Here is a 23,478-nt window from a genome sequence, read left to right as displayed (position 1 = left end):
TTCAGCCCCACCGCTGATACGCCTCCAAATAGCCCTTGGCCCTCTCGGCCAGGGGCGTTTTGTCTGCCCACTCCCAAAACTCCGCCGAATGCCCCGCAATAAACGTATGCGTCAGCTCATGCACCAACACCGCATCCAACACATAATCCGGCACATGCTTTAAACGATCCGAAATCCGAATCTCCGCAGTCGCCACCGTGCACGACCCCCACCGCCCCTTCTGATTACTCACCCACCGAATACTTTCCACCCGCGCCCGCCCCTCCAACACAGTCTTGTTCAACTTATGGGCGCGCTCAATCAGGTCGGCGTCGCTTGAGACGGCCGATCGGGTGCGTCGCTTTAGCTTTGCGACGATCTCCCCCACCGCTTTTTCTTCCTCCGCTTTAGACATCCTCGCAGGGATGCGCACCTGGATTTGCCCGTCCACAATTCGAGCTTGAACAGTTTTGGTGCGTTTCGCTGAACGGATGACCTCAATCGCTGGCATCTCTGGCTTTTCCTGCATGACAGATGATTGTAACTGTGATGAAATAAGGCCAGATGAAGTAACTGTGATGAAATAAGGCCAGATGAAGTAACTGTGTCGATTAAGTTTTGGGGGAAATTTTTCAGATGACACACATCGCTTTAGCCAACTCTGCCCAAGTTCTGATCCGCCCGGATTCTGCGATTCAATTCGGCATCGACGCCACCCGCGCTGGCGTCTTAAATATCGATCCATCGCTGTCGTCGCGAGTCGTCCCGGTGCTGCGGAATCTGCGGACCGCCCGACCGATCGTTGATGTCATCGCCGACCTCACGACTGCAGGCCTCGCACCCACCGCTGCGAGCAGTTTGCTCGAGGACCTTTTAGAATTCGGTGTGGTCCGCGAATCGGTGGCGGCGCAGGTGTTGCTGTTCGGGGACGGTTCGCTTGTCGACGTCACCTCCTTCCTTTTGGAAACCTCCGGCTTTGTTCCCAGACCCCAGATCATCGATGAGTCGCCTCGAGAGTTTTTCGAGCTTCCCTCCAGCCACATTTTGGTTCTCAACAAGCTCGCACATTCCCAACGTTTATCCCCGCTGCTTCACAAATATGCGCCGACGTATCTGTGCGCCGCGATCGTCGATAATCGTGGCATCATCGGCCCGGGCCGGAGATCACGATCGGGGCCGTGTTTGATGTGTGTGGATCTGCATCGCTGCGATATCGATCCGCATTGGCTCTCGATTATCAATCAGCAACCCAACGGTCCCACCTTTCCTGATCCCGTCACGGAGATGGCGACGGCTGCCCGACTCGTCGCCTGGGTCACTGCCGATACATGGTTGCCCGGCGTTGTGGAGGAAGTAAACCCCCACGATCGAACAAACTCGGTACGCACCCTCCCTGTGCATCCAAAATGTCCGATGTGTTGGAGTTTAGGTTCCTAAAGTGCTCCCAAAATCGCGAGCACGTCATCGCCATAGTTCTCGATCTTCATCGGCCCCACACCCGGCACGCTGAGCAATTCGTTTTCGTTGGTGGGGTTCATTTCAGCGATCGCCATCAACGTTGCATTGCTGAACACCATGTACGCCGCTTTGTTTTCGCGCTTCGCGGTGTCATTGCGCCACGTTCGCAGCTGTTCGAAGACTCGTTCATCCGCTTGGATTGGGCAACTCGCACACCGACCGACAGCTTTTTCGGCAGGGCTTGAAAGAACCGATCCGCACACTCGGCAGTTTTTCGGACGATTGCTGCGAGGTGTGCCCGATTCGGAGGCCATCTCCACGACTATGCCATCGAGGAATCGACTCCGCTTTCTCGATTTCCGTCCGCCTTCTTGCCTCGCGAGTGCCCAACTGCAGTGGAGGTGTTCGCGGGCACGGGTCACACCGACATAGAACAGGCGACGTTCCTCTTCGATTGCTTCATCGCCAGATTTAATGGCGTGGCTGATCGGTAACGTGGAATCGACAAGTCCGACAAGAAACACCGCATCCCATTCGAGGCCTTTCGCCGCGTGTAGCGATGCCAAGGTGACACCTTCGACGGTCGGCGGATGCTTCGCCTCTTGGCGTTCCCGAAGTTTCAGCAGCAAGCCTGTGAGATCCAAATCTGGTGTGGCTTTAACAAGGTCTTTCACCAGATCGACTAAAGCGTTGAGCGATTGCCAGCGTTCCCGCTCTTGGGCACCGCTGGGCTCTTCCGAACTCAACCCAAGTGGCACGAGTGTGCGTTGCGTCAGACGCACCAGATCGCTTTCATCGACGTCGCGTTGGGAAGTGCGGATCAGTTGACTCAGGGCTTGGCGAATTTCTGGGCGGGTGAAAAAGCCTTCGCCGCCGCGTACCTGATATACGATGCCGGCGTCGGCAAGCGCTTGCTCGAAAACCGCCGACTGCGCGTTGATGCGGTACAAAACGGCGATTTCTGAGGCCTGGACGCCGTTTTTAAGCAGCGTCAAAATGCGGCCCGCAACTTCGCGGGCTTCGGTGGGTTCGTCGTCGAAAGCCGAAAATTCGGGCTCCGGCCCGGCGATCCGCATTCCCTGAAGCTCTAGGCGCGTGCCAGCAACGCGCCCCCGCGCCTGGCCGATGACGGTATTGGCCAGCGCGGTGACTTGCGGCGTTGAGCGGTAGTCGCGCTGCAGCTTGACGACGGTTGCCTCCGGATATTTCCTCGAGAAATTAAGCAAATATTCAGGTGTTGCCCCCGTGAACGAATAAATCGTCTGGTTCGCATCGCCGACAACCGTCAGGTCATCGCGATCGCCGAGCCACGCATCGAGCACCCGCTGCTGCAGAGGCGTCACATCCTGATACTCATCGACCACAAAGCTGCGATACTGCTGGCGGAACTCCTCCGCCACCGCCGGGGAATTCTCCAACGCGCCGGCGGTGTGAAGCAACAGATCGTCGAAATCAAGCAACATCCCCTCAGGGGTTGCCTTCATGTTTTCGTATCGCTGATACACCTCAGCGATTTTCTCCGCGGGTGCCGGAGGGGTCCTCGTACCCAAACGATCCGGATACTGCTCAGGTGTAATCAACGACGCCTTCGCCCACTCAATTTCACCCAAAATATCGCGAACTTTTTCAGTCTGCGATTCCAACCGCGCACCACGAACCGCACGACCCACAAGTTGAAACTTATTATCCAACAGGCGCCACGGCAGATTACCCGCCACCTGAGGCCAAAAATACAACAACTGCTTCCTCGCTGCTGCGTGGAATGTCCTTGCCTGCACGCCACCGATCCCCATGAGATTCAAGCGATGACGCATCTCCCCTGCCGCGCGGGATGTAAACGTCACAGCAAGAACACGATTCGGGCTCACAAAACCCTGATCAATCAGATGCGCGATGCGATAAGTAATCGTTCGAGTTTTACCCGTGCCGGCTCCGGCGAGAATGCACACTGGTCCGCGAGGCGCAGAAGCAGCGATGCGTTGATCCTCGTCGAGGTCCTGCAAATTGATCACTGTAAAAAGCTCCCTTAGTTTTGTTTATCTCGCGCCCAGGCGTTGATCATGTCGTAGGCAATCGATCCGGGTGGGGCGATCGGAATCTTACGATCGATAATGTCTAGTGGCGAAGCCCAGATTGTCTCCGCTAATTCACCATCAGTTTCGCCTTGAGGCAACTCATCTTCCGTGAAGCCCTTCATACCCAGCATCAGCGAACCAGAGATCGGCCATGGTTGAGACGACACATAGGAAATCTCAGATACCCGGCGCGCCGCTTCCTCGAACACTTCTCTGGTGAATGCGTCTTCCAGCGACTCACCATGCGAAACATAACCTGCGATTAATGAATAGCGTTGGCGTTTCTGCGCATTCATGCCCAGAAGCAAACGATCCTCACCTCGCAGCTCCACAATGCCGATCACCGCTGGATCCAATCGGGGAAACAATGGCTTGCCACTCGCACCGTAAGCAACGCTATGTTCCCGATAGGTTAATTCACTGCCATCGTGGGGATCGAATCGCACTAACTCGCGGTTGCGGAGCAACGATACGCATGCGTCGACTTCCCGAGAACCCAGATCGCGGGGTGCCGTCGGCGTACCTAAACTTTCGATCTCTTCAAGGGTAACTCGCACCGTGCCGAGGTCGGGGCCGACCGATACGATGTCTCCGTCGCGCTCGGATAGAAAGACGATTGATCCGTTGACGGCGATTTCATCGTTGGGGCCGATGGGAAGAATTCTCATTTGTCATTTACCTCCTCGCTAAATACTCGGCGAACGTAAAGGAGACGATCGCCGGGCTCTACTGTTTCTGCTTCTGGGGAGTCGATGCGGTAGAGCTCACCGGATCGAACAACACCGAGGACGATGTCAGCGAGGTGTCGTGGGTTGGAGCCGATTTCATCCTCACCGACTAGTCGTTCGGCAACGGAGAATCCTTCGTCGGGTGAGAGGAGGTCTTCCATCATCTCCACAACCGATGGGGTAACTGTTGCCAGACCAAGCATTCGGCCAGCGGTTTCTGAGGAGATCACTACTGAGTCCGCACCGGATTGTTCGAGGAGGTGTTGGTTTTCAGATTCTCGGACACTGGCCACAATCATTGCCTGCGGCGCGATTTCTCGCACCGATAGAGTCACCAGAACTGCAGTATCGTCCAGGTTCGGTGCCACGACGACGGCGCGCGCTCGTGACACGCCAGCTAGACGCAACACATCTGCTTTTGTGGCGGAGCCTTTGACTGTGACGAGTCCGCTGTTGTTGGCGGCATCGAGGGAGACTTGGTCGGTGTCGATAACAACGATCTGGTTGGCGGGGACGCCGTCGGCAAGCAGTGCAGCGACCGCGGAGCGACCTTTGGTTCCGTATCCGACAACGACGGTGTGGTTGCGCATGCGTTTTCTCCAACGTTGGATTTGCAGGGCCCGGCGTGATTCTTCGGTGAGCACTGACAAGGTGGTGCCGACCAGGAGGATCAGGAAGCCGATGCGTGCTGGTGTGAGGACGATGATGTTGATTAGGCGTGCCGATTGCGTCACCGGGGTGATATCGCCGTAGCCCACGGTGGTCAACGAGACTGTGGAATAGTACAACGCGTCGATGAACGTGAGGTCTTCGGAGTATCCGTTGCGGTCAAAATAGACAACCATGGTGACGATAACCAGCAGCACCATCGCGTATCCGATGCGCGTTAAAATCAGCGCCCAGGGGCTTCTTTTCGCAGCTTGGGGGATACGAATAATGCTCAAAAGTGCATGATCCGGCAGATCCGCGAGTTCACCATCGTTTTTCATTCGGCCCATTGTTCACCGTCCTTTCATTCTTGTTTGATCTTAGGCGCATCATTCCTGACTGAGCAGCCGGGCTAGTTCTTCTTGAGTCGGCAGATCGTTCGGCTCAAAGGTGTGATCGTGGGCGACGTAATGAAATGCTGCGCGGACTTCTTCAGGTTCGAGGCCTTTGAGTCGTGCCCAGGCGAGTCTATAGACAGCGAGCTGGATGATCGCTGCGTCCATTTCGGGGCCGGTTGGGGTGCGTCCGGTTTTCCAGTCGACCACCATCCAGGTGCCATCGGTGTGGAAGACAGCGTCCATGCGGCCGCGGATGACGTGTTCGCCGATCGTTACTTCGAAGGGATGCTCGACGAATTCCGGTGTGCGGTTTTCCCAAGTAGAGCCTAGGAACGCGTCGCGGAGTTCGATGAATGCGTCATCCGAGTAGTCCTCGTCGATGCCGGGGAGCTCGGTTTCGTCGAGAAGCGCGGTGCTGCCAAACCGATCTTCGAGCCATTGGTGGAACAGTGTGCCGCGTTTTGCGTAGGTGTTTGGTTTGAACGGGACAGGGCGACGCATTCGTCGGGCGAACTGTTCGGGATTGTTTTTCATAGAGACGAGGTCGGTGGCCGTGAGTTCGCGGGGCGTTTCGACTTCGACGTTGGGGTTGGAAAGGCGGCGGTGTTCGTCGATAAGCGCGCTTACCTCTTTTTCCCACAAGCTTTCCAGCCCGCCCTCGTTGTTTGGCTCGGCGCGCGGGCCGCGCACCAAATCCGCGCCGGAGGAGTCAGCGGTGAGCAGTTGCGGGAAGACGCCTTCCGCAGGTTTTTGCTTTTCGACGTCCCCCTCTTCCCCTTCCCACCACGACACCACGCACTCCGGCGCTTTATCCCGAAGGATCTCCAAGTGGCCGTAGGGAACTTTCGCCTTTGTGCCACTTTCATCAAGCGCCGAACCCGTCACGAGCAACACCCGTTCGCTGCGCGTGATACCGACATAAAACAGTCGCGAATTTTCCTCCCGTAACCCCTCACGCACTTCACTGGTGTACTCCTTGCCGGAATCTTCCAGAGCTTTGCGATCGTCCGCCTCAGAGGTATCCATCTCTGGGGCGCCGGTCCCGGCATCGCCACGAAGCGACGACGGGATCATCGTGACATTTTTCAACCACGTCGAAGCCTTCGCATCATAGGTCGACGCATCGGCATGCAACACCGAAACGATATCCCACTCCAAACCCTTAGCCTTGTGGACAGTAAGGATCTGCACACGATCGCTGCGAACCGTCACCTCACCCGGCTCAAGGCCCTCTTCCTGATCCTTCGCGAGCTCAAAATAGTCCAACAGCTCAGGCAGCCCAATGCCACCGTGACTTGCGACCTCTTCTGCGAACTTATCCAAATGCACCGTTCCAGCAGCACCATCGGCGTGAGGATCCTGCCTCGACAACACCTCCGTGCGAATATTGAACACAGTTTCAATATCGGCAAAAATGTCCGCCACCGAACGACCCAAGCTGTACTTACGCAAATATCGCAACTGAGTGGCCAGTCGCTTCAAACGACTCAACCCCTCCTCGCTGAAACGATCGCCCTCACCCAAATCGGCAACCGCATCAGCTAGACCAACCACAGCTTCCGGTTCAATCGCAGTCGCTTCCTCAATAATCGCATCAAGCTCCGCTAATGGATCTGGGTTCTTCTCTCGACGCTCACGAGACACACGACCCGCAATATTGCGCGCACGACCCTGCAACCGCTGCAAATCCGCCACACCCAAACCCACATGCGGGCCCGCCAAAATACGCAACGCAGCCCGATTATCTTGAGGACGCACGAGCATAGTTGCTAGAGAAATTAGATCGGCAATCTCAGGGATATCCAACAAACCAGACAGTCCGACGATCTCCACGGGGATGCCACGCTTGGTCAGCTCCTCCGCCATCGGTGCCGAATGACGCTTCTTACGCACCAACACCGCAGCAGTGAATGTGCCCTTCTCCTCCCGCGCATTCCAATGCTTCACCATCTCATCAGCCACAAACTCACGTTCCTGCGCCGCCGTACCAAACCATCCGAGCGACACTTCACCGGTCGGTGCGCCTTCCCGAGGCTGCAGCGGCTGCACCGTCCGAGTCGGCGCATCGGGCGACCCAAGCACCTCCCGCGAAACTGCGTTGGCAAGGGTGAGGACTTCTGGTGGGTTTCGCCAACTTGTGGTCAACTCGTTTTTCGGTGCTCTCGTTTTTCCATCGAGATGGATGACGGGGAAATCGTCAACGAAATTCTCCAAGTTCGCCGCTGTCGCACCTCGCCAACCATAAATCGCCTGCATTGGATCGCCCACAGCATTAACAGTGAGACCAGGATCGGTGCCACCGAAAAGACTGCTCAACAACACACGCTGCGAGTGGCTGGTGTCCTGATACTCATCAAGCATGACAACGCGGAACCGTCGCCTCTGCGAATAGCCCACCTGAGGATGCGTCGATGCGAGATGAGCTGCCTTAGACATCTGCTCACCAAACGTCACCACCGCCTGATTGTGCAGTTCCTCTTTCAAAGCCTTCACGAGGGGCAAGTACTGGAGGCGAGCGATCTGCGTATCCCGCCACTTCGTCATTTCGGCGTTCAGGTTGTCACGTTGGCCCTTGCCCTTGGGGAGTTCGTCGAAAAGCTTAATGAACGGATCGGACTCCTCACGGATAACCTCTGCGGTAACCATGTGGTTGTCCATTTCGGATACCAGCTTGAGGAGGTATTCCGTGACAGTGGCCGACGTTTGGGTGGCGGTGAGCTCACCGTCGTAGTTGTTCACCACGTTGCGAGCGATGTGATAAAGCTCCGTTTGTGTAATCAACCTTGCGGAAGGTTCTACTGGAAGCAGCAATCCGTATTCTCTAATCAACGTGCCCGCATAGGAGTCATAGGTGGATACCGTTGGGGTGATCGCCTGAAGGTTTTTCTCCAACTGGCCGGTGGGATCAATGTCTTTCAGGCGAGGCACACCAGCAAGAGTCTCCAAACGCTTTCGGATGCGCTGCGACAGCTGTTGCGCCGCCTTCCTGGTAAATGTCAGACCCAGCACTTGATCTGGGGCGACGAATCCGTTCGCTACCAACCACACCACTCGTGCAGCCATCGTCTCCGTTTTTCCTGCGCCGGCACCAGCCACTACCAACAGTGGGCCGGGTTCGGATCCAATTATCGCAGATTGCTGATCAGTTGGCGCATGCTCTTGTCCCAAATATTGGGAGAGCAGTCGAGGAGAAATCCTAGGCATGGATGACACGTCCTTCGGGTTGAACTGGACACAGGCTTCGAACGGGACACGTCGAGCATGTGGGATTTACTCGGGCGAGCAGATTGGGGCCGCGGAGGTGTTCTGCCAAGCCGGGGAGCATCGCTGCGAAATCGTCGAGATCTTCTTGAGTTTTCGGATCCTGCATTCGCTGGCCGACTGCCTTGGTGTCGGTTGCTGGGTAGACAAGCAATCCGCCGCCTACAGGATCGGGGGTTTCGCCGGGATTGGGGTCACTGATTTTGTCACCATGCAGCACGCCTTTCGACAACGCCAATTGATACGCAAACAACTGTGGGTGATCGCCCATGTCTTTTGCAGCGATTTGAGTTTTGCCCGTTTTGAAATCAACAACCACCAACTCGCCGGATTTGTTTCGCTCCAAACGGTCCATGCGACCACGGATCGATACGGAGTCATCGATGGTCACCGATACGTCCATCTCCGTTCCCACTTCCGTAAAATCGGCGCGAGAAGTCTTCAGCCAGGTATCGGTACGTGAGAGGATGCGTCGAAAAGCAATTTCGGTGCTTTCGCGCGACCAGCTCGGCACGTTCGCCAGCTGCATGTAGGCGCTGGTCACCTTCTCTTCGGCGAGCGCCGCATCGACGCCACCGGCGACCGCCTCCGCAAACGCGTGCACCAAGGTGCCCTTGAGCATCGCGATCGGCGTTTCCTCCTCACTGTCCAAACGATCCAACACAGCGCGCAGCGGACAATTCAACAACTGCTCAATCCGCGACGGCGACAACGACACCGCCCCCTTGATCAACTCCTCATCAGTCGACGGAGTGCGCAGATTCGTCCACTCGGCAGGATTCGCACCCGGAATCCCCGCCTCCGCAAGCCTCGACAACTGCCTCGCAGCCTGCTTCCGACGCGGATCCCGCGGATCATTCACCACACGACGCAACTCAGCAACCATCGCAGGAATCGACAACAACCGATGCCCAATCTCCTCAGGTTCCGCGATCGCCGAAGCTTCCTCCCCCTCGAGAACAACGATCGGTTGACTCAGCAATTCCAAAAACCGGGAGGGTTCGCGGACTTCGTCGGAGTCGGGGGAATTCACAGCGGTAACCAGGAGCGATTCGGTGGATCTGGTGGTGGCGAGGTAGAACAGTCGGCGTTCCTCCGCCAGTCGTTCGGCGGATCGGGAAATGATGATATCGGGATCAATACCCTCATCCACCAAATCGACGAACTCTTCCTGACCAAGCAGCGTGCCAGTTTCACCGAGCGACGGCCAACTGCCCTCCTGCACCTCAGCAACGATCACGCGCTTCCACTCACGACCCGTCGTCGCGTGCGCCGTCAGCACCTCGACGGCCTCCGGGATCGCGCCGCGTCGCTCACGCATGCCGGTCGGAAGTTCCTGCTCAGAAATATGCAGAATGAAACTCCGCACGCCCGCTGACGGGTAGCGCTCCACGTAGTCGCCGGCGGCGTCGAAAAGCGCCATCATCGCATCCAAATCGCGATCGGCCTGGGACCCCGATGCGCCGCCTCGGAGGCTGATCGCGGACAACGAGTTCGACAGATCGGTCGCCGACCACAGCGCCCACAACACCTCTTCGATACTGCCGTGTTCCGCGAGCGCTTCACGACCCGCTTCCAACACAGATCGCACCCGCTCGAGCAAATTCAGCTCACGATCGGTCAAAAAGCCCAACATCTCCGCATCCGACTCTTCGAGCAGGCTTCTGAGAACCTCGATCGCTCGCCTCTGCCCACCCATCTTCATCTCCGCCTGCCGCAACCCGCGCAGCAAACGACGCAGAGTCACCGGATCGGCGCCACCGATCGGTCCTAGGAGAAGATCCTCCAACTCGATGGCGTTGAGCGATTCCGTCAGCGCGCGCAGCCCGAGAATCATTGCGGCAACGATGCGTTGTTCGGCGAGCACCACATCAGTCGGGCTGATGTGCACGGGCACGCCGGCGGCCAGCAGGGTGCGCCGAATCGGCGCAATCATGCCGGCCGAGCGCACGATAACAGCGATCTCCGACCAGCTGCGCCCATCAATGAGATGCGCGCGCCGCACCGTGTCAGCAAGCAGGTCCGCATGCGCCGACTCGGTCTCTGCCACGACAATGCTTGTCGACGCTTTCCTCCTCCCCTTCAACACCACCTCGTGATCCACACTCAACTTGGTGAGAAAATCCGGATTCGCACCACGGAACCTAAACACCGACTGCTGCGGATCACCCGCCACCACAGCCAATTCCGCCTCAGGAAAAAACCGCGACACAAGTTCCGCCGACTTCGGATCCAAATGCTGCGCATCATCAATAAACACACCGCGATACTTCACCGACGGCTCAGGACCACGCAGCGCTTCAGTCACCAACTCAGACGCAGAAAAACTATGCGCCCCCGACAGCTTCATCACCTGCTTGTACTCACGAAGGAACTCACCCGCAGCAACCCAATTGGCGCGCTCAAATCGCTCCCCCAATTCCACCAACTCATCAGGGCCCACACCACGCTCCACCACACGAAGCAAAAAGTCACGCAACTGCCTAGCGAACCCCACCATCCGCAAACCCTCACGCTGCTCCTGCGGCCACCCACCCCGACCATCATCAGCATGACCACGCAGCAACTCCCGAATCACCGCATCTTGCTCAGCGCCCGTAATCAACCGCACATCATCATCCGACGCATCACGAACCAGCGCGAAAGCCACCGAGTGCACCGATCGCACCAACGGCCCCTCCGACACATAATCCATCTGGGCTACGGATTCCGAGATCTCTTGCCTCAAGCGACTCGCCGCCTCTTTCGACGTGGCGACAACCAACATCGACGACGGCTCCCACCCTTGGCGAATGCGTTCAAGGACAGTATCGACAACAGCGGAGCTCACCCCCGAGCCCGCCTCACCAGTCACCCGCCACAAACCGGTGCCTTGTTTAACTAAATGCGAAACTTCGCCCTCCCACGAACGAGGACGAAGCTTGGATGTTGGCTTAATCAGCCGAACTTGTGGATCCGATGGAATGGGTGGTTTATATTCCGACATACCTCAAATCTTGTCAGAAACATACGACACGAGTGTCGATTCCACCCTGTTTAGGTTCGAAATAACATTCGGATCGTTGTTCTCAGAGAACTCCTGCAAGTTTCGACGGAACAAAAATGCCCTCAAAACCAGCTGCTCAATTTCCGGCAAATGCGAAAACCTCCGCAGAATTCCCTCATCAACCGCACCCAGCAGCAACCCATCAACGATCACCAATGCCGCAGTGAAACCATGCGGACGCAGCACTGGCACCAAATCCGTCACTGCAGGTGGCTGAGTTCCCGCATACAGCGTTGTCGCCAACATATCCGCATGACCAACCTGGTTCACGCGATTAATCGGCTCCAACAATTCACCGATTCGACCGGGCTGCTCTTCCCAGGCCTGCACATCAGCACGGTTAAACACATTGTCCACAGGTTCCGGTGCATGCGTATCCACTAATGCATCTGCCAAACGAAGACCCGCCACAACGGTCTCATCGACTCGTTTGCTGATCGTTCCCGTAGAGAACACCGATGCGCGCCACCCCGCAACCACAAATCGGCCGTCGGTGGAGCGGATCGGTCGTACGACTCGCACCCCTTCTGGTTTCAGGGTTTCGCGAGTTTTCGACGACCAGCCCGACATTTCCGGCGCCGTCACTTTGGCGAACACAGTGTTGCCGACGCGGAATCCGAAGTCCCAAGCTTGACCGAGTTGTTCGGCAGGTCCCGCACCTACTTGGAAAGCATCGCGGACGTGATCGGGTAATTGATTAGACATTTATCTCCTAAAATCCGCGAGGATACGGCCATGGGTTGAATTCGCAGGTGGCGTCGTCGTCGGGGTAAACCTCATCTGGGTCGATGCGGAAAAGTTCAGAATTATTCAAGCTCAAAGTTTGCTGCATCATAATCGGAGCGAGCTCGCCAGGGGCGGTGCAGGCATCATGGGCGGCGTAGCCGAGGCCGTGCCCGACTTCGTGATTGATTAAGTACTGGCGGTAAGAGCCCAGATCGCCCTTAAAAGGTGCGGCTCCACGGATCCATCGTGATTCGTTGATCATGACGCGTCCGCCATCGGAGTAGAAACAGCTCGTTTCCATCTCAATGTCATTCCCACACAACTCATGCGTAGTGCTCAGAGAAGTCAGTTGAATGCGCAGATCCGGGTCCTCGTCGCCAGAAACGTGCTCGAAGGCAAACGCGGGGTCGGCGGTCCAGCCTTTGGGGTCGGACAAGGTCGCATCGACGGCTGCGACGAACGCATCGTCGCCACCATAAGCGGCCGTATTGACGCCATCCTCAATCTCAATGACGTACGTAAAAGTTTGTTCCTGCCCCTCGCCCACGCGAGGAAGAGCAGCGCCGACCTGGCGGAAAGTGCCAGCACCGGTTTCGGTGTAGCTGCCGCCAGGCGGCAGTTCCGTCAGCGGAACGCTTTGCGGTTCGGCCTGCGCGGGGTCGGGGCCGGCGCGGAGGGTGGAGGTGGGCGTCGATAAGCTTGTCGACGCTTCCCCACTCGCACCATTAGCGGGCTGATCGGCAGAAAACACGTCGAACAGCACCCAAACAGTAATGACCGTCAACACCGGGATGGCGTACGCACGCCAACCATAATCCCGCGCAAAGCGGACCAAAAAAGGTTCCTTAGACGACACGTGCCTAAAAGCCCCTATGCGCCAGCGAAGCCGACAGTACGAGGAGTACTCGTGCCGACCTCAACATAAGCGATTCGGCTATTACGAATAATGTAACGGCGACCCTTTTCATCGCTCAAATCTAAAACGCCAGAATCATTAGCCAAAGCCTCCGACACCTTCGCAGCGGCCTCATCCTGCTGCAAAGCAGAAGAAATGACCAGTTCACGGGCAGTATCGGCAAATCCGATCTTGATATCCATAGCTCTCCTAAAAGAATCGTTGTATTGGAATGACCCTATTGTAACCGTGCAACGATAGTATCTAAGTTGTGTCTTCTGAAAGCCCCAGACCTACGTTCACAGAGCTCGGCGTTGCGGTGGAAATCACCGACGCACTCGAAGCCCTCGGCATCAACCGAACTTTCGCGATCCAGGAGTACACACTTCCCATCGCGCTCGACGGCCACGACTTCATCGGCCAAGCCCGCACCGGCATGGGCAAAACCTACGGATTCGGTGTCCCACTCCTCGATAGAGTCTTCGACTCAGCCGACGTCGCAGAAACCGACGGAACCCCCCGAGCCCTCGTCATCGTGCCCACCCGAGAACTCGCAGTCCAAGTCGGCGACGACCTCCAACGCGCAGCAACCAACCTGCCGCTAAAGATCTTCACCTTCTACGGTGGCACCCCCTACGAAGAACAGATCGACGCACTCAAAGTCGGCGTCGACGTTGTCGTAGGCACACCCGGACGACTACTCGACCTGCACAAACGAGGCGCGCTATCGCTCGACAAAGTAGCGATCCTAGTCCTCGATGAAGCCGACGAAATGCTCGATCTGGGCTTTCTGCCCGACATCGAAAAAATCCTCCGCGCCCTCACCCACCAGCATCAAACCATGCTGTTCTCTGCCACGATGCCCGGCGCGATCCTCACACTCGCACGCAGCTTCCTGAACAAACCAGTGCACATCCGAGCCGAGACATCGGACGCCTCAGCAACACACAAAACCACCAGACAAGTGGTTTTTCAGGCACACAAAATGGACAAGGAAGCCATCACCGCGAAAATCCTGCAAGCGAAAGATCGCGGCAAAACGATCATCTTCGCCCGCACGAAACGCACCGCAGCGCAAGTTGCCGAAGACCTAGCCTCCAGAGGATTCTCCGTCGGATCAGTGCACGGCGACATGGGCCAACCAGCCCGCGAGAAATCACTCAACGCATTCCGCACAGGAAAAATTGACATCCTTGTAGCCACAGACGTAGCCGCCCGAGGCATCGATGTTGATGACGTCACCCACGTCATCAACTACCAAACCCCCGACGATCCTATGACCTACGTCCATCGTATCGGACGCACGGGACGCGCAGGGCACAACGGAACAGCCGTCACTCTTGTCGGCTACGACGAAACCCTCAAATGGACCGTCATCGACAACGAACTCGAACTCGGCCAACCAAACCCACCACAATGGTTCTCCACCTCACCAGAGCTGCTTGAAGCACTCGACATCCCAGAAGGTGTCACCGAACGAGTCGGACCACCAACCAAAGTTCTAGGCGGAACAGCCCCACGACCACCACGCCGCACCCGGAAATAACTCATGGCAGCAAAGCTTCAACCACTCAAACGCACCAAAAAAGACCTCATCGCAACCGGTGTCATCACAGCACTCGCAGTCATTGGCGTCGGCACGGTCTGGGCAACCGCACCAATACGAGGATCTGAACTCACCCCCGCCGACGAACCATTCATCGCCTCAACCACACTGGACGCCATCCCCGAAACACTCAGCGAACATTGGCGAGCCACCGACACCTCAACAAACCACAAACCCCTCATCACCGGCGGAGTCATCTCCACCGCCGACGGCAACACCATCAAGACCTACACCCCCGACGGCGCCCTCCTGTGGAGCTACGAACGCGACAAAGAACTCTGCAGCCTCTCCGTAGGATTCGACGCCGCCGTCGCCACCTACAAAACCGGAATCGGATGTGGCGACGTCACCGCCATCAACGCCAACGACGGCCAATACCAAGCAACACGCAGCGCAATCTCCAGCGACCACGTAGCACCGATCTCCTCGAACGATCGGATCGGTGTTCTCGGGACAGAACGCTTGGAGCTTTGGCGATCCGATCTGGTGCGAACCATCGAATACGGCGATGTGGAAGCTCCTCAAGAATCTGGGCAACAACCACATCCGGAATGCTCGATTACGTCCGCCATGACACGCAAAGATCTATTGGCTATCACCGAGGATTGCCCTGACGGATCTTCTTACTTGAGGTTCATGGGCACAACACCAGACGATTCCCGAACTCCTGAAATCACCCAAGACATAGAAATAACCGATGGCAGGATCGTTGCCATCGGTCAATCAGCGGCTGCGGTGTATACAAACGATCCTTCGCCTCGAATCGTCTCCTACAACGATGATGGTGAACTAGTTGGAGAACAAGCAGTCGATGAGGTTGAGTTCCCGGATCCGCCGTTTCAAAGCGCGACCGCTGATCTTCCACACCATATGAGTTGGTTCAACGGAGACAGCCTCGTACTGTTCTCTCCCACTCAGCTCAATGTACGACAAAGCTTCAATGATGCTTTAGGAACCGGCATTGCGTTGAACGGAAGTCTCCTCTACCCCACCGCTGAGGGCATCACGGTAGCTAATTGGGACACCGGAGAGGTGCAGCGCACCATTCCGGTGGACCGTGCGGGCTACGACGGTGAAGTTGCGCTCGGCGTTGTAGGGCAGGTGATCGTCGAAAAGCGTGGCTCTGAGCTCGTTGCTCTAGGCTAGATCTCGTTGCTCTAGGCTAGATCTCGTTGTTAGCCCAAAGGACGGCGCGCTTATTAAACAGTGCGCCCAAAACGAAGAGAGCTGAGATTCCTGTGACGATCGCCCAGGAGAATCGGCCTTCGATAAACATGTAATACGCAGCCGGCAACAAAATAATATTCAGCATGACGACAGCTCCGCGTCCCCAGCGATGCCCCTTCATCATGTTGATTGCGCCTGCAACAACCGTTCCGAACACAATGATGAAGAATGCGGCGGTACCGTAGCCAACCCACGTGTTGGCGTTATCGGTTTCGTAGACGATGCTTGGATCCGTCTCGCCCGTAGCTTCCCTGTAAATAAGGAAAAAGGCGTAACCGAATCCGATGGTGGATTGAATGAGGGCGACGATGCCGCCCCAGCGAATTGATGCAGGCATGTTCGGAGAAGTCACGGCCATGATTCTAGCTGTTAACTTTGGGAAGACTACTTAGGCGACATATTGGATGACTGGTTGGTTAACTTTTATATTGCGCCAGGTGACAATACTTTCCGGTGAAAGCTTTAAGGGAATTTGACACATCGGGCGAGAGTGTTCTTTCTCTAGTTTTCAAGAAACTACAGGTAGTCCGCCTTTTAACACGCCTCAAACAGCAGGGCAATGTGTTCCACCCCACAATATATGCCTTGAATTCGATTAAAACTCGGCCCGAATATGTGAATTACCTCACAAAATGGGGTCTAGGTCTAGCCAACAGCGGGTGTACATGAGACTATTTTCAAGTACCAAAAAGAACTCAGAAAAAACTGATTCTTAACACCGGTGCAGCGCAAGATGAACCCCAGGTAAACGGCAGGACGCAAAGAGCGTCCGTATTTATCGATCGCGGGTTGTGAAATCCACTCTTCAGACCACTAGATGGTCTCCTTCCTGCGCGCCCGGACCAGTGACAACAACAGGCTTTTACGAAAAGGAGTTATCGAAATGGATTGGCGCCACGAAGCAATCTGCCGTGAAGAGGATCCCGAACTGTTCTTCCCAGTCGGCAACTCCGGCCCAGCACTCGCACAGATCGCATCCGCAAAGATGGTCTGCAACCGATGCCCAGTTACATCCCAGTGCCTTGCATGGGCTCTGGAAACCGGTCAGGATGCTGGCGTTTGGGGTGGCATGAGCGAAGACGAGCGTCGCGCTCTCAAGCGCCGCAAGAACCGCGGTCGCGGTCGCGCACGCATCGCAGTTTAAACAACTTTCACAACTACATTTTTCCCGCTGCGTAACCTCATCTTTGTTCCGCTGATGAGCACCCGCTAAAGTATCTACAGTTGATCAACATTTGAACTAAAAGGAGGACTCATGAGCAAGCGAGGACGTAAGCGTAAGGATCGTCGCAAGAAGGGCGCGAACCACGGACGCCGCCCTAACTCTTAAAAAAGAGTAACCGCCTGGAAGAAATTATCTTCCAGGCGGTTTTTTCTATTCCAGATGATGCTCGACACGAATTCGGTAAGAAATTCGCTGACGGAGCTCCACAGGTGCCGATTCACAGCAGCACTTGCGCAACAGACTACGAAACTCCGATTCGGCCTCTAGCAGTTGCTGGCATGCGGGGCAGCCTGCCGCGTGAATCCGCAGACGCTCGCAGGCAGACTCGCTGAGTTGATCGTCGAGTAGCTGATACATTTCATCGAAGAATTCAGGGCAGCCACAATCACCTTGCGAGTCGCTGCGGTTGAGATTCGTCATCGTTATGCCTCCGAATTTTTCTTCATGTCGGGATGTTCAAGACCAATGCCTTGTTCCTTCGCTACTTCCTTTAACATTCCTCGGAGCTGTTTTCTTCCACGATGGAGTCGGGACATCACAGTTCCGAGTGGAACGTCCATGATCTCGGCGATTTCTTTGTATGCGAGATCTTCTACATCGGCATAATAAACCACCATCCGGTATTCCGGGCTGAGTTGATTCATTGCATCGCCAATTTTTCCGTCTGGCAGATTTTTCAGAGCCTCAACCTCGGCGGATTCCAACCCTGTTGAGGTATGCGATTGAGATTCAACGAGCTGGTAGTCAGTGATCTCATCGGCAGAGGTTTGCGATGGCTGCCTCTGTTTCTTTCGGTACAGGTTGATGTAGGTATTCGTCATGATCCGATAGAGCCAAGCCTTCAGGTTGGTGCCTGGTTTGAAGCTCGCGAACGCCTGGTACGCCTTGATATAGGTGTCTTGCACGAGATCTTCCGCATCTGCGGGATTTCTAGTCATGCGCAGAGCACCGCCATAGAGCTGGTCAAGGAGTGGCAGTGCCTCCTCTTCAAAGCGGGCAGCCAACGCGTCTCCATCGACTGTGCCGGTTCGGTTTTCAGCCATGTGGCCCCTTTCGAAAATGCGTGTTGACTATTCTACTTCCGATAAAAAACAGACCTTTCGGGGGTAGCTGTAAAGCCACGTGAGCTGTTGCTTAGACTTTACTCTACCCCCGCGTGTCCACCACATCAGTTAGAACATATGTACCACTTCAAATCTAGGGGGAAACAATGTTCTACTTCACCGTCAATAATCCGCAGGATCCTTTAAGCACCGAAATTGTTGAGACTAATCGCCGTGACCTCGCATTTTGGCATCGATTACGCCCCAAAGATGACGATGATTTAGCCACAGCCATCAACAAAATATGCGTGCGCACAGGCTTATCCCGCAAACTGATCGCCGCTTGTTTATTTAGCATCTGCTTCCTGCCGTACTTACCCAACTTCTACAAACTCGTCGAAAAGCTTGGTCATCTCGACATGGCGCGCATCAACGCGATCACTAAAGCTGGCGAAAAAGTGCCAAGCGAGAAGAGAGAGCTTTTCGACGCCTACCTCGTCGATTACCTGACGCCTCGAGCGGAGGCTCAGTGCTTGCCCCAGGCAAGCTCAATTTCCGCAATGATGCGGAAATTTATCGCACAACACTGCCCCGACGACAATGCCTCCTCAGCCACCAATGATGGCTCCATCCGCTACCGCAGAAACAACAAAGGCGGGATCAGTATCACCGTCGATGCCACCGCCAGCGAAGTAACAGAAATCAAGGCTGCCCTGGAACAAATGTCCAAAGATAAGGACTGCACACCAGGCACTTCCCTACTCCACATCATTCGTGGTCTGCCGACAAAAGTCGTACTCAACACCTACGGCACCAAAGACAGCCCTGAATACTTAGAAGGAGGAACCTGGCTGTCAAAGGAACAGTCTGAGTTCTGGAAAACCCGAACCACGTCCAGTCGGGATATGGACGCCGCCCACTTCTCTTACACCACCGCCTACGCTCCAACCCGAGAAATGCGCGTCTACATCAAAGGTCTACGCACCACCTGTAGCGTCCCTGACTGCAGTGTAGCGGTCGAAAACTGCCAACTGGACCACATCATCCCCTGGGGTGAAGGAGGGCCGACAACACCGTGGAATATTCATCCCCTGTGTGTCTTCCACCACATCCAGAAGACTGAAGGGAGGCTCCAGTGCTATCCACTACCGGACGGCACCGTCCTATTCCTAGTGGATGGAATACCGGTGTTCTCCATCCCCGACGGGCCTTTATCTAAATCGAATAAAACCTGGGGGACAAAGTTCGGCAAATACATGGAGCGTCGAATCGCCGCCTAATCCAGCAAGCCAGCGTGATCGTTACGCACGTTCCCCACATCAGACGACACCTCTCGGATACTCAAGCGCGTCACCCACTCTTGAGAAACCGGATGCAACATCTCTTTAGCTTCCTCAGCTGTACCAAACAGCCATTGCTCCAACTCGTCATGCTCCAAAAACCGTGGCAAACGATTATGCAACCATGCAATCGGCTCCACAGATTCGGTCGTCACCATCGTCGCCGACATCTGATCTAAACCAGTCGACCACAAACCCGCAGCCCACATCAGCTCATCACCTAAAGAAACAAAATGAGGCTTCTTATCGTGCCATTCGTAATAACCATCCATCGGAATTAAACAACGCTGCTGTTTAAATGCATCACGAAACGACGGCTTCTCCGCCACCGTCTCGCCACGTGCATTAAAAAGCGGAGGACCTGAATCATCCTTCTTCCAATGCGGAAACAATCCCCAACGCGCCGGTTCCAAAAGCATCTCTTCCCCGGGGCGAACGATCGGAATTATCTGAGTCGGAGCAAGGTTGTATCGCGGTCCCGGAGTTCCTTGCGGAGCCACGACTGATCGGTCAAGTGCTATCTCGGTTGCGTCAATAAGCGAATCACCGGTGGTGAACAAAACAAATCTTCCACACATAACATCTATTATGGTCTTTGTGTCTGATTCGTCTATCTCTTTGCCCATCTGGGATGCTCCGCGCGCTCGCGGCCCCATAGTCTCGGACCTGGCTATCCCTGGTTCCAAGTCGATCACCAACCGCGCCCTCATCTTGGCTGCGCTCGCATCAACTCCATCCACCATCATTGATGTCCTTCGTAGTCGTGATACCGATCTCATGACTGATGGTCTACGCAGCCTCGGAATCACCATTACTGAAGAGGCAGTCGATCGCTACCGCGTTGAGCCCCGACAGTTGTCTGCTGGCTCCGTTGAGTGTGGTCTTGCTGGTACGGTCATGCGCTTTTTGCCTCCTGTTGCTGCTTTCGCTGATGGTCCTGTTCATTTTGATGGCGATCCTCAAGCTCGTGTTCGTCCGATGACCAGCATTTTGGATGCGCTGCGTTCGCTTGGTGTGGAGGTAGACAACAACAATCTGCCTTTCACTGTTAATGCTGGTGAGGTCCCTGAGGGTGGCGTGGTTGAGATTGATGCTTCCGGCTCATCTCAGTTTGTTTCTGGTCTTTTGCTTTCAGCGCCTCGTTTTAAAAATGGCGTCACCGTTAAGCACGTCGGTGGTCGTCTGCCGAGCATGCCGCATATTGAGATGACCGTCGATATGCTTCGTTCCGCAGGCATTGAGATCGAAGAGTCAGAAAATCAGTGGGTTGTTCATCCTGGTGAGATCTTGGGTCGGACCTGGCGCATTGAGCCGGATCTTTCTAATGCGACTCCGTTCCTAGCTGCCGCTGCGGTCACTGGTGGAACCATCAAGATTAACCACTGGCCAATCAAAACTACTCAGCCTGGCGATGCTATTCGTTCGATTCTTGAGCGCATGGGCTGCGAAGTTGAGCTGGTTGCTCAGGGTGAAGGTTACGATCTGTCGGTGACTGGTCCGGTTGCTCTCAAGGGCATTGAGATCGATATGTCCGATATCGGTGAGTTGACCCCTACCGTGGCGGCGTTGGCTGCGTTGGCGTCGACAGAGTCTCGTTTGACCGGTATTGCTCATCTTCGTGGCCATGAGACGGATCGTTTGGCTGCGTTGACTGCGGAGATCAACAAACTTGGTGGAAAGTGCACTGAGCTTAAGGATGGTCTGTTGATTGAGCCTGCGTCGCTGCACGGTGGTGTGTGGCATTCATATGCTGATCACCGTATGGCTACTGCTGGTGCGATCATTGGCCTCGCGGTTGATGGCGTTCAGGTTGAAGACATTAAGACCACTTCCAAGACTTTCCCTGGTTTTGAAAATGTTTGGGAGGAGATGGTTGGCTAGACGCAGCTATGACGAATCCGATGTTCGTGTTCGCCCAGGTAAAGGTACCCGCCCTCGTACGAAGGATCGGCCATCGCATGAGAATGCTCTAGTGGGCATGGTTGTGACGAAGGATCGTGGTCGTTGGGGTGTTGTTCTCGATGGTCGTCAAGATGCCATTGTGACGATGCGTGCCCGTGAGTTGGGGCGTACGGCTATCGAAGTGGGTGATCGTGTCGGAGTTGTCGGCGATACGTCTGGCCGTCCGGGCTCGTTGGCTCGAATTGTCCGCCTTGAGGAGCGCACGAGTGTGTTGCGTCGTACGGCTGATGACACGGATCCGTTTGAGCGGATTGTGGTGGCTAATGCGGATCAGTTGTTGATTGTTTCTGCTGTCGCCGATCCGCCGCCTCGGGCGGGTTTTGTGGAGCGTGCTCTAATTGCTGCGTTTGTTGGTAATTTGCAGCCGGTGTTGTGTTTGACGAAGTCTGATTTGGCGGATCCTGCGGAGTTCGCTGCGGAGTTTGAGGCTTTGGAAGTGCCGGTTGTTGTTTGTGGTGTTGATGATCCTCTTGATCCTGTTTTGGAGGTCGTGGAGGGCCATATTACGGCGCTTATTGGGCATTCTGGTGTGGGTAAGTCGACGTTGGTGAATCGTTTGGTGCCGGATGCCGATCGTGAGACTGGTGTCGTGTCGGGGGTTGGCAAGGGTCGGCATACGTCGACTCAGTCGGTCGCTCTTGCCATTGATAATGGTTGGATTATCGATACGCCGGGTATTCGTTCGTTTGGTTTGGCGCATGTTGATGCGGACACTGTGGTTGGTGTGTTCGACGATTTGGCTTTAGCGGCGGAGGATTGTCCTCGTGGGTGTTCGCATTTGGGCCCTCCGGCGGATCCTGGTTGTGCGTTGGATCGCCTGGAGGGTGCGAGTGCGCGTCGTGTTGAGGCGGTGCGTGCGTTGCTCGTTGCGTTGAGGAGCAACGACGCGTGGGATATGTGATCTAGAGGAGCTCGACTAGGAAGGGGAGCTCTTCTGGGTCGTACCAGGCCATGAAGTTGTCTTGGGCGTCTCCGACGGTGAGTTCGGCGTCTTCTTCGCCGAGGTCGGATTCGTCGATGACTTCGATAGCTTTTTTGGTGTCTGCTTCGGAGGCTTCGACGTCGATGTGGATGGCTGCTACGTCGTCGAGGTTGATGTGCGCTGGGCTGAGTTTGACTACGGATTCGCCGTTTTCAGGCTGGTAGGTCACCACGGAGTCGTCAACATCTACTGAGACGACGACTCGGCGGTAGGGAAATGTTTCTTCGTCGCCGATTGCGAGGAGTCGGATGGAGGCTTCTGCGGCGTCTTGGAAGGCTGCGTGTGCGATTTCTTCTTCGTCACCGTCGGTGTAGAAGTCAAGGAGTGCTGGGGTGACTGCGAAGCCGTATCCGGAGCGTGCTGTGATGACGCGGGATTCATTGAGTCCGCGGAGTGTGGAAAACGTTGCTGGGATGTAGACGCGCAAGATTAGAATTCTCCTTCTAGCCCGAACAGTCCGACGATTTCGACGACTGCACGGTCAAATTGCTGGTAGTAGACGCCTACGAGTCCGGCTTCGACGGCGCCGCGCACGTTGAGGATCGAGTCGTCGACAAGCACGCAGTCACGCATGGGCAGGTCGATGGCGTCTGCGGCGGCCTGGAAAGCGGCTTCTTCTGGCTTTTCGACGCCAAGTTCTCCCGACAGCAGCACCTTATCGACTACCCCGTTTGTTTCGAGTTCCCGGATCGGCGCTGCGCCGAGCCCACCTGGATCGTTGCTGAGGATCACGGTTCCGACGCCATTTTTCTTTGCTGCGGCGAGCAGGTTGCGCCAGCGACGCTGGTCCTCATCGGTTCCGTCTAGTACTCCGGCGTAGTCAACAATTAGTCCGCGCATTATTTCCCTTTCTTTGGTTTCTTCGTGACATAATAGTCG

At 55.7% G+C, this 23,478-nt stretch carries 23 protein-coding genes; 8 read left to right on the top strand and 15 right to left on the bottom strand.

The window, feature by feature from the left end; genetic code table 11:
- Nucleotide 1: 1 nt before the first annotated feature.
- On the bottom strand, nt 2-490 hold the full coding sequence (locus KW808_RS04235) for a M48 family metallopeptidase (RefSeq protein ID WP_003858134.1): 489 nt from the start codon (nt 488-490) through the stop codon (nt 2-4).
- A gap of 125 nt (nt 491-615) precedes the next feature.
- Here KW808_RS04235 and KW808_RS04230 point away from each other — a divergent pair, with 125 nt between their 5' ends.
- Complete coding sequence (locus tag KW808_RS04230) at nt 616-1,416, top strand: hypothetical protein (RefSeq protein ID WP_003863537.1); 801 nt, start codon at nt 616-618, stop codon at nt 1,414-1,416.
- On the opposite strand, the gene KW808_RS04225 is transcribed toward KW808_RS04230, so the two are convergent.
- Genes KW808_RS04225 through KW808_RS04190 form a run of 8 tightly spaced genes read right to left on the bottom strand, consistent with a single transcriptional unit; the run spans nt 1,413 to nt 13,417 of the window.
- Nucleotides 1,413-3,449 carry an ATP-dependent DNA helicase UvrD2 gene (locus KW808_RS04225; RefSeq protein WP_003858137.1) on the bottom strand — a complete coding sequence of 679 codons (2,037 nt, stop codon included), beginning with the start codon at nt 3,447-3,449 and terminating at the stop codon, nt 1,413-1,415. The genes KW808_RS04230 and KW808_RS04225 overlap by 4 nt on opposite strands.
- 14 nt (nt 3,450-3,463) lie before the next feature.
- Nucleotides 3,464-4,180 carry an NAD(+) diphosphatase gene (locus KW808_RS04220; RefSeq protein WP_003863538.1) on the bottom strand — a complete coding sequence of 239 codons (717 nt, stop codon included), beginning with the start codon at nt 4,178-4,180 and terminating at the stop codon, nt 3,464-3,466.
- Nucleotides 4,177-5,238: a potassium channel family protein gene (locus KW808_RS04215; RefSeq protein ID WP_003863539.1), complete on the bottom strand. Its 1,062-nt coding sequence runs from the start codon at nt 5,236-5,238 to the stop codon at nt 4,177-4,179. The genes KW808_RS04220 and KW808_RS04215 overlap by 4 nt, the downstream gene beginning before the upstream one ends.
- Nucleotides 5,239-5,277: 39 nt before the next feature.
- On the bottom strand, nt 5,278-8,490 hold the full coding sequence (locus KW808_RS04210) for an ATP-dependent helicase (RefSeq protein ID WP_003863540.1): 3,213 nt from the start codon (nt 8,488-8,490) through the stop codon (nt 5,278-5,280).
- Nucleotides 8,483-11,533: an ATP-dependent helicase gene (locus KW808_RS04205; RefSeq protein ID WP_003863541.1), complete on the bottom strand. Its 3,051-nt coding sequence runs from the start codon at nt 11,531-11,533 to the stop codon at nt 8,483-8,485. The genes KW808_RS04210 and KW808_RS04205 overlap by 8 nt, the downstream gene beginning before the upstream one ends.
- Before the next feature lie 3 nt (nt 11,534-11,536).
- Nucleotides 11,537-12,298, bottom strand: coding sequence for a TIGR02569 family protein (locus KW808_RS04200; protein ID WP_003863542.1), 762 nt, complete (start codon nt 12,296-12,298; stop codon nt 11,537-11,539).
- 7 nt (nt 12,299-12,305) lie between these two features.
- Nucleotides 12,306-13,175: a DUF3152 domain-containing protein gene (locus KW808_RS04195; protein ID WP_034983598.1), complete on the bottom strand. Its 870-nt coding sequence runs from the start codon at nt 13,173-13,175 to the stop codon at nt 12,306-12,308.
- Between the two features lie 14 nt (nt 13,176-13,189).
- Nucleotides 13,190-13,417, bottom strand: a complete 228-nt coding sequence (locus KW808_RS04190; RefSeq protein WP_003858150.1) for a DUF3107 domain-containing protein — start codon at nt 13,415-13,417, stop codon at nt 13,190-13,192.
- Between the two features lie 68 nt (nt 13,418-13,485).
- Here KW808_RS04190 and KW808_RS04185 point away from each other — a divergent pair, with 68 nt between their 5' ends.
- Nucleotides 13,486-14,760, top strand: coding sequence for a DEAD/DEAH box helicase (locus tag KW808_RS04185; protein WP_003863544.1), 1,275 nt, complete (start codon nt 13,486-13,488; stop codon nt 14,758-14,760).
- A gap of 3 nt (nt 14,761-14,763) precedes the next feature.
- The gene (locus KW808_RS04180) at nt 14,764-15,966 is read left to right on the top strand and encodes an Rv3212 family protein (RefSeq protein WP_003863545.1); all 1,203 of its coding nucleotides are present in this window, start codon (nt 14,764-14,766) and stop codon (nt 15,964-15,966) included.
- 16 nt (nt 15,967-15,982) lie between these two features.
- Here the strand turns inward: KW808_RS04180 and KW808_RS04175 are convergent, their stop codons facing one another.
- The gene (locus KW808_RS04175) at nt 15,983-16,405 is read right to left on the bottom strand and encodes a hypothetical protein (RefSeq protein WP_003858157.1); all 423 of its coding nucleotides are present in this window, start codon (nt 16,403-16,405) and stop codon (nt 15,983-15,985) included.
- Between the two features lie 525 nt (nt 16,406-16,930).
- Between KW808_RS04175 and whcE the strand changes: the two genes are divergently transcribed.
- Together whcE and KW808_RS04165 are read left to right on the top strand one after the other, a co-directional pair.
- A complete protein-coding gene (whcE, locus tag KW808_RS04170) occupies nt 16,931-17,191 on the top strand; it encodes a WhiB family transcriptional regulator WhcE (RefSeq protein WP_003858159.1) in 261 nt (86 codons plus the stop codon).
- Between the two features lie 111 nt (nt 17,192-17,302).
- Nucleotides 17,303-17,377, top strand: a complete 75-nt coding sequence (locus KW808_RS04165) for a 50S ribosomal protein bL37 (RefSeq protein WP_020948532.1) — start codon at nt 17,303-17,305, stop codon at nt 17,375-17,377.
- Nucleotides 17,378-17,422: 45 nt separating this feature from the next.
- On the opposite strand, the gene rsrA is transcribed toward KW808_RS04165, so the two are convergent.
- Complete coding sequence (rsrA, locus tag KW808_RS04160) at nt 17,423-17,692, bottom strand: mycothiol system anti-sigma-R factor (protein WP_003858161.1); 270 nt, start codon at nt 17,690-17,692, stop codon at nt 17,423-17,425.
- A 2-nt stretch (nt 17,693-17,694) separates the two neighbouring features.
- On the bottom strand, nt 17,695-18,315 hold the full coding sequence (locus KW808_RS04155) for a sigma-70 family RNA polymerase sigma factor (protein ID WP_003863549.1): 621 nt from the start codon (nt 18,313-18,315) through the stop codon (nt 17,695-17,697).
- 167 nt (nt 18,316-18,482) lie between these two features.
- Here KW808_RS04155 and KW808_RS04150 point away from each other — a divergent pair, with 167 nt between their 5' ends.
- The gene (locus KW808_RS04150) at nt 18,483-19,595 is read left to right on the top strand and encodes an HNH endonuclease signature motif containing protein (RefSeq protein WP_003863550.1); all 1,113 of its coding nucleotides are present in this window, start codon (nt 18,483-18,485) and stop codon (nt 19,593-19,595) included.
- Here KW808_RS04150 and KW808_RS04145 read toward each other — a convergent pair.
- Nucleotides 19,592-20,233: an SOS response-associated peptidase gene (locus KW808_RS04145; protein WP_003863551.1), complete on the bottom strand. Its 642-nt coding sequence runs from the start codon at nt 20,231-20,233 to the stop codon at nt 19,592-19,594. The genes KW808_RS04150 and KW808_RS04145 overlap by 4 nt on opposite strands.
- A 10-nt stretch (nt 20,234-20,243) precedes the next feature.
- On the opposite strand from KW808_RS04145, the gene aroA reads away from it, so the two are divergent.
- Entirely contained in the window at nt 20,244-21,536 is a 1,293-nt protein-coding gene (gene aroA, locus KW808_RS04140) for a 3-phosphoshikimate 1-carboxyvinyltransferase (RefSeq protein ID WP_003863553.1), read from the top strand.
- Nucleotides 21,511-22,518 carry a ribosome small subunit-dependent GTPase A gene (gene rsgA, locus KW808_RS04135; protein WP_370684771.1) on the top strand — a complete coding sequence of 336 codons (1,008 nt, stop codon included), beginning with the start codon at nt 21,511-21,513 and terminating at the stop codon, nt 22,516-22,518. Before aroA ends, rsgA begins: the two co-directional genes overlap by 26 nt.
- A gap of 1 nt (nt 22,519) precedes the next feature.
- Here the strand turns inward: rsgA and KW808_RS04130 are convergent, their stop codons facing one another.
- A complete protein-coding gene (locus tag KW808_RS04130) occupies nt 22,520-23,026 on the bottom strand; it encodes a DUF6912 family protein (protein ID WP_003858173.1) in 507 nt (168 codons plus the stop codon).
- Nucleotides 23,027-23,028: 2 nt separating this feature from the next.
- Nucleotides 23,029-23,439, bottom strand: coding sequence for an HAD-IA family hydrolase (locus KW808_RS04125; RefSeq protein WP_003863558.1), 411 nt, complete (start codon nt 23,437-23,439; stop codon nt 23,029-23,031).
- Nucleotides 23,440-23,478: the final 39 nt, after the last annotated feature.

The organism is [Brevibacterium] flavum (assembly GCF_019317305.1).
Lineage (GTDB): Bacteria > Actinomycetota > Actinomycetes > Mycobacteriales > Mycobacteriaceae > Corynebacterium > Corynebacterium glutamicum.
The sequence above is the reverse complement of the archived record's forward strand: the minus strand, read 5'-3'. Positions and strand labels throughout refer to the sequence as shown.